Here is a 6,267-nt window from a genome sequence, read left to right on the forward strand (position 1 = left end):
CCGGGCCTCCTCTAGCCGGGCCTGTAGCCATGCCGGGAGAAGAAGCGGTCGAGCTCCCTCTGCTGCGGCACGACGCCCGTGTAGATCGCGATATATTCCGGAATCCGTTTCATGCGGACGGCGAGTTCCTCCCTTGATTGCATGGAAATATATCCGATCTGAACAAGGTACGTTGTGCGCGCTCTGACATCCGATGTCGTTTCTGGTAACCCGAACCGCATGAACATGCGTTTGAGCGCCTCAAGCCGGATCTGATCGGCCTGCTGGACTTCTGCGAGAAGCTCGTCGGACTGCAGCGCCCAGCTGCGCACGGCAAACTCGAACTTCGCGTCGAACAGATCGTTGTCGAGCCAGCAATCGAACACGTTGAGCATCGCCTCGGCCAGCGATTCCGCATAGGCTTCGGCCCGCTTGACGATGTTGCCGGTGTTTTTGTCGCGCCACAGCGCGACGAGCGCGCTCAATAGCTCCTCCCGATCCTTGAAGAACCAGTAGAAGCTCGTGCGCGAGAGATTGAGCTTCTTCGCCAGCGGCAGAATCTTCACCGAATCCACGCCGGATTCCAGCAGGGAGTGGTAGGCTGCCTCAAGCCATCCTTCCTGCGACCCGCGCCAGCCAGTGTCGTTTAAAGCCTGATCCATGCCTTATCTCCTATCAAATTATGAAGCCGCGCACAAGAAAAATGTACATCAGTGTCTAAAATAGCGACTTAACTGTTTTCGTCGTTGACACATATGTACATTGCGCTTAGCGTTTCCCTCGATGTTTTAATCCGGAACCACGGCCCATGTCGAATGATCCCCTTCTGCAGCCCTATCAGCTCAAGCATTTGAAGTTGCGCAACCGTATCATCGTGACGTCTCACGAGCCGGCCTATCCGGAAGACGGCATGCCGAAGGGAAAATATCGCGCCTATACGGTGGAACGGGCAAAGGGTGGGGTGGCTTTGACGATGACGGCGGGCTCGGCTGCCGTCTCCAAGGACAGCCCGCCGGTTTTCAACAATCTGCTTGCCTATAAGGACGAGATCGTGCCCTGGATCAGGGAAATGACCGATGCCGTGCATGAAGAGGGTGCGGCGATCATGATCCAGCTGACCCATCTCGGCCGGCGCACCCGCTGGGACAAGGGAGACTGGCTGCCGGTCGTTGCCCCATCCCATCATCGCGAAGCTTCGCACCGCGCCTTCCCGAAGAAGATGGAAGATTGGGATATCGAGCGCATCATCAAGGACTTCGCCGATGCGGCCGAACGCATGAAGGCGGGCGGCATGGACGGTGTCGAACTCGAGGCCTATGGTCACCTGATCGACCAGTTCGTGTCTCCGCTCACCAACGAGCTCGATGGCCCCTATGGCGGCTCGCTCGACAATCGTCTGCGCTTCTGTTTCGACGTGTTCAAGGCGATCCGGAAGCGGGTGGGCGACGATTTCATTCTCGGTCTGCGCTATACCGCCGACGAATGTCTTCCCGGCGGCACCGGCAAGGCCGAAGGCATCGAAATCTCCAAGCGCCTGAAGGAAAGCGGCCTCATCGATTACCTGAACGTGATCCGCGGCCACATCGATACCGACGCGGGTCTGACCGACGTGATCCCGATCCAGGGCATGGCGAATTCACCGCATCTCGACTTCGCCGGCGAGATCCGCGCCGCGACCGACTTCCCGACCTTCCATGCGGCGAAGATCCCCGACGTCGCCACCGCCCGCCACGCGATCGCGGCCGGCAAGGTCGACATGATCGGCATGACCCGCGCCCACATGACCGATCCGCATATCGTCCGCAAGATCATCGAGAAGCGGGAAGAGGATATCCGCCCCTGCGTCGGCGCCAATTACTGTCTCGATCGCATCTATCAGGGCGGGGCCGCCTACTGCATCCACAATGCTGCCACCGGCCGCGAACTGACCATGCCGCATATCGTGGCAAAGGCCGACACCAGGAAAAAGGTCGTCATCGTCGGCGCCGGTCCGGCCGGTCTGGAGGCGGCGCGCGTCGCCGGAGAGCGCGGCCACCAGGTCGTCGTCTTCGAAGCGGCGAACAACGCCGGCGGCCAGATCCGGCTCACCGCCCAAAGCGAGCGCCGCAGGGAGATGATCAGCATCATCGACTGGCGCATGAGCCAGTGCCAGAAATACGACGTCACCTTCCACTTCAACACCTGGGCAGAAGCCGACACGATCGAAGCCGAGAACCCCGATGTCGTCATTATCGCGACCGGCGGCCTGCCGCATACCGAGGTTCTCTCGCGCGGCAACGAGCTGGTGGTCTCCTCCTGGGACATCATCTCCGGCGACGTGAAGCCTGGAACCAACGTGCTGATCTTCGACGATGCCGGCGACCATGCCGGTCTTCAGGCGGCGGAGTTCCTCGCCAAGGCAGGCGCCAAGGTCGAGATCATGACGCCGGACCGCTCCTTCGCGCCGGAGGTCATGGCCATGAACCTGGTGCCCTATATGCGCGCGCTTCAGAAGCATAACGTGACCTTCACCGTCACCTATCGTCTGGAGGCCGTCGAGAAGAGCGGCAACCAGCTCGTCGCCCATGTCGGCAGCGATTACGGCGGGATTGCCAAGCAGAGCAGCTTCGACCAGATCGTCGTCAATCACGGGACCATCCCGCTCGACGAGCTCTATTTCGAGCTGAAGCCCAGTTCGAGCAATCTCGGCGAGATGTCGCACGACCAGCTTCTCCAGGGAGAGCCGCAGTCCGTCATGCGCAATCCCGAAGGCAAGTTCCAGCTGTTCCGGATCGGCGATGCTGTCGCTGCGCGCAACACGCATGCCGCCATTTATGACGGCCTGCGCATCGCCAAGGATATATGATTGCAGGAGCGGCCGCGCGTCGGCCGCTCCTTTCGGGGGATGATATGAGTTTACGTGAAGAAAGCCTCCAGCTTTTCCTGGGTGCCGCATCTCTGGCTTTCGATCAGTTCGCAAAAGGCCCGGAATCCCGGCGCTCGATCGGTCAATTTTCTGCGGCGCTGGAACAGCCGGGGATCATGCGTGCGGGGAAGGGAAGCCGGTTGCCTGTCTGCGCTCAGCTTGATGTGGCGCTTGCGGTCGATCCCTCCTATGATCCTTCGCTGGCGCGATTGATCGCGGCGTTCAAAGGCATCGAGCCGATGCTTGAATGGCGTCGGCGCACCAAGTATGACCACACGGCCGGCGACAATTTCGTCGATGGACATGCCAATGCCATGATCATCGGCCCGGGAGGATTGGAGGAGCGGAGCGACCTGTGGCTCGGTGTGACATTGCTGGCGCCGCACGTGCGCTATCCCGATCACGACCACCCGCCGGAGGAAGTTTATCTCGTGCTTTCCGAGGGAGAATTTCAGCAAGGGGAGGGGGACTGGTTTTCGCCTGGTATCGGCGGATCGTTCTACAATATCCCCGGGATCAAACATGCCATGAGGTCGGTGGACACACCGCTCTTCGCCTTCTGGGCGCTGCTTGCCGAACGGCCGCATTGATGGCCGGCAGTCTAGACATAAAGGGGTTTTGCAAATGAAGATTCTCGTGCCCGTCAAGCGCGTCGTCGACTACAACGTGAAGATCCGGGTGAAGCCGGATGGTTCCGGTGTCGAGCTTGCCAATGTGAAGATGTCGATGAACCCGTTCGACGAGATCTCGGTGGAAGAGGCGCTGCGTCTGAAGGAAGCCGGCAAGGCTGAGGAAGTGGTGGTGGTCTCGATCGGCCCTGCCAAGGCCGAGGAGACGTTGCGCACCGCTCTTGCCATGGGCGCCGACCGGGCGATCCTGGTCGAGACCGACGATGCGGTCGAGCCGCTGGCGGTCGCCAAGATCCTCAAGGGTGTGGCCGATGCCGAACAGCCGGGGCTTGTTATCGTTGGCAAACAGGCGATCGACGACGATTCCAACCAGACCGGCCAGATGCTGGCGGCCCTTCTCGGCTCTGCCCAGGCGACCTTCGCCTCGAAGATCGAAATCGAAACCTCAGGTTCTGGGGGCAAGGCGCAGGTGACCCGTGAAGTCGATGGCGGCCTGCAGACGATCGAGATCAAGCTGCCGGCGGTGATCACCTCGGATCTGCGGCTCAACGAACCGCGTTATGCCTCGCTGCCGAACATCATGAAGGCGAAGAAGAAGCCGCTCGACAAGAAGGCACCTGCCGATTTCGGTGTCTCCACCACGCCGCGGCTGAAGGTGCTGAAGACCGAGGAGCCGTCGGGCCGCAAGGCCGGCGTCAAGGTCAAGTCGGTCGCCGAACTGGTCGACAAGCTGAAGAACGAAGCCGGCGTGCTTTAAGGCAGGAAAGAGAGAACACCATCATGACCATTCTTCTTCTGGCCGACCACGACAATGTCAGCCTCTCCGACCAGACCGCCAAGGCGCTGACGGCAGCAAGCCAGATCGGCTCCGATATTCACATCCTCGTTGCCGGCAAGGGCGCCAAGGCTGCGGCCGATGCCGCTGCCAAGCTCTCCGGCGTCTCCAAGGTGCTGCTGACCGAAAGCGACGAACTGGCAAACAATCTGGCCGAGCCGCTGGCCGACCTGATCGTCTCGCTCGCCGGCTCCTACGACACCATCGTCTCGGCCGCCACCTCGACCGGCAAGAACGTGCTGCCGCGCGTCGCGGCCCTGCTCGACGTCGCCCAGGTCTCGGAGATCATCGAGGTGATCTCATCCGACACCTTCAAGCGGCCGATCTATGCCGGCAATGCCATTCAGACGGTACAGGCCAGCGATGCCAAGAAAGTCATCACCGTGCGCACCGCCTCGTTTGCCTCGGCATCTGAAGGTGGCTCTGCTGCCGTCGAGGCGATCCCGGCGGCTTCCAATCCGGCTCTGTCGCGTTTCGTCGGCGATGCGCTGTCAGCTTCCGACCGTCCGGAACTGACCTCGGCCAAGATCATCATCTCCGGCGGCCGGGCGCTCGGCTCTGCCGAGAAGTTCAAGGAGGTTATTCTGCCGCTCGCCGACAAGCTCGGGGCTGCCGTCGGGGCCTCACGTGCGGCCGTCGATGCCGGTTATGCGCCGAACGACTGGCAAGTCGGCCAGACCGGCAAGGTGGTGGCACCGCAGCTTTATATCGCCGCCGGCATCTCCGGGGCGATCCAGCATCTGGCCGGCATGAAGGATTCGAAGGTGATCGTCGCCATCAACAAGGACGAGGAGGCGCCGATCTTCCAGGTTGCCGACTACGGCCTGGTTGCCGATCTGTTCGAGGCCCTGCCGGAACTGGAAAAGGCGCTCTAAGCGAGGGGACTGAACGTGGCGCGCGGGGTGGTACGTCCAATCAAACGTGGGGCCGATCTTCTTCTGAACGATGAGGAAAAGCCGGCCTATATACGGCTGCACGACATCGGCAGGGAAAGGCGTCCTCGGCCGCTGCAGGAATTCCTGAACGATGTCGGCGGCCTGATGTTGTCGGCCGACGCCCCTGCCGTCGCCAGTTTCGTCGCGGGCAAGGTTCTGCAGAAGCTGCTCAAAACCGGCAAGGTGCGCCCCTTGGAGGGCGGGCCTATTCCCGGCGCTCCCGAAGGGCTTGACGACGCCATTGGCCATCTTGCAAAATCAGGACGGAAATACGAGGCGATCGCCAGCCAATTCAGAAGTCTTGCTGACAGCCTGCTCTGGCGGCGCGGCCGCTCCGGTCCGTTTGCAAGCCTGAATTTCGGCAACACGCATTCGCATGCTGTGGTGGTCGGTCCCGGCGGGATGGAGGAGCGCGCCGATCTCAGGGTCGGCGTGATCTACATGGACCGCTACACCCGGTTTCCCGATCATGTTCAGACGCAGCCGCGGGCCTTCATTCTGCTGTCGCCCGCAGAAATCTGCCTTGGCAATTCCCAGTGGTTCTCTGGCGAGACTGGCACGGTCTTCGCGAACGATGCGGGGCAATCCTTCGCGATAAGATGTACGGCAAGGCCGCTTCTCGCAGTCTGGTGCCAGGTTGAGCCCCAGACGTGATGGGGTTTGGGCAGCGATCGGCGAAAGCCGGTGAGGCGCCAGTCTATCGAATTATGTAGCAGTCAGAATTCAATTTCAGAGGAAGGATATCAAAATGGACGTTCGCGCCGCCGTAGCCGTTCAGGCCGGAAAACCGCTCGAAGTGATGACCGTGCAGTTGGAAGGCCCGCGGGCCGGCGAAGTGCTGGTCGAGGTCAAGGCGACCGGCATCTGCCACACCGACGATTTCACGCTCTCGGGCGCCGATCCGGAAGGCCTGTTTCCGGCCATCCTCGGCCATGAGGGCGCCGGCATCGTCGTCGATGTCGGCCCCGGCGTCACCTCGGTCAA

7 protein-coding genes are annotated in these 6,267 nt (G+C 61.4%); 6 read left to right on the forward strand and 1 reads right to left on the reverse strand.

All coding sequences use genetic code 11. The features are described from left to right. Nucleotides 1-11: 11 nt before the first annotated feature. Entirely contained in the window at nucleotides 12-641 is a 630-nt protein-coding gene (locus BBJ66_RS31415; protein ID WP_071093077.1) for a TetR/AcrR family transcriptional regulator, read from the reverse strand. Nucleotides 642-787: 146 nt separating this feature from the next. Between BBJ66_RS31415 and BBJ66_RS31420 the strand changes: the two genes are divergently transcribed. The 6 genes from BBJ66_RS31420 to BBJ66_RS31445 all read left to right on the forward strand — a co-directional run. Further along, nucleotides 788-2,824, forward strand: coding sequence for an NADH:flavin oxidoreductase (locus tag BBJ66_RS31420; protein ID WP_071093079.1), 2,037 nt, complete (start codon nucleotides 788-790; stop codon nucleotides 2,822-2,824). A 44-nt stretch (nucleotides 2,825-2,868) separates the two neighbouring features. Then, nucleotides 2,869-3,474, forward strand: coding sequence for a dimethylsulfoniopropionate lyase (locus BBJ66_RS31425; protein WP_071093114.1), 606 nt, complete (start codon nucleotides 2,869-2,871; stop codon nucleotides 3,472-3,474). Between the two features lie 34 nt (nucleotides 3,475-3,508). Further along, nucleotides 3,509-4,270 carry an electron transfer flavoprotein subunit beta/FixA family protein gene (locus BBJ66_RS31430; RefSeq protein WP_071093081.1) on the forward strand — a complete coding sequence of 254 codons (762 nt, stop codon included), beginning with the start codon at nucleotides 3,509-3,511 and terminating at the stop codon, nucleotides 4,268-4,270. A 23-nt stretch (nucleotides 4,271-4,293) separates the two neighbouring features. After that, nucleotides 4,294-5,223, forward strand: a complete 930-nt coding sequence (locus BBJ66_RS31435; protein WP_071093083.1) for an electron transfer flavoprotein subunit alpha/FixB family protein — start codon at nucleotides 4,294-4,296, stop codon at nucleotides 5,221-5,223. A gap of 15 nt (nucleotides 5,224-5,238) precedes the next feature. Further along, nucleotides 5,239-5,937, forward strand: a complete 699-nt coding sequence (locus BBJ66_RS31440; protein ID WP_071093085.1) for a dimethylsulfonioproprionate lyase family protein — start codon at nucleotides 5,239-5,241, stop codon at nucleotides 5,935-5,937. A 94-nt stretch (nucleotides 5,938-6,031) separates the two neighbouring features. Beyond that, nucleotides 6,032-6,267 (forward strand): alcohol dehydrogenase catalytic domain-containing protein (locus BBJ66_RS31445; protein WP_148663758.1); only part of this gene is annotated, 236 nt, incomplete at its 3' end.

Source organism: Rhizobium sp. RSm-3 (assembly GCF_001854685.1).
In the GTDB taxonomy this organism is placed as follows: Bacteria; Pseudomonadota; Alphaproteobacteria; order Rhizobiales; family Rhizobiaceae; genus Rhizobium; species Rhizobium ecuadorense.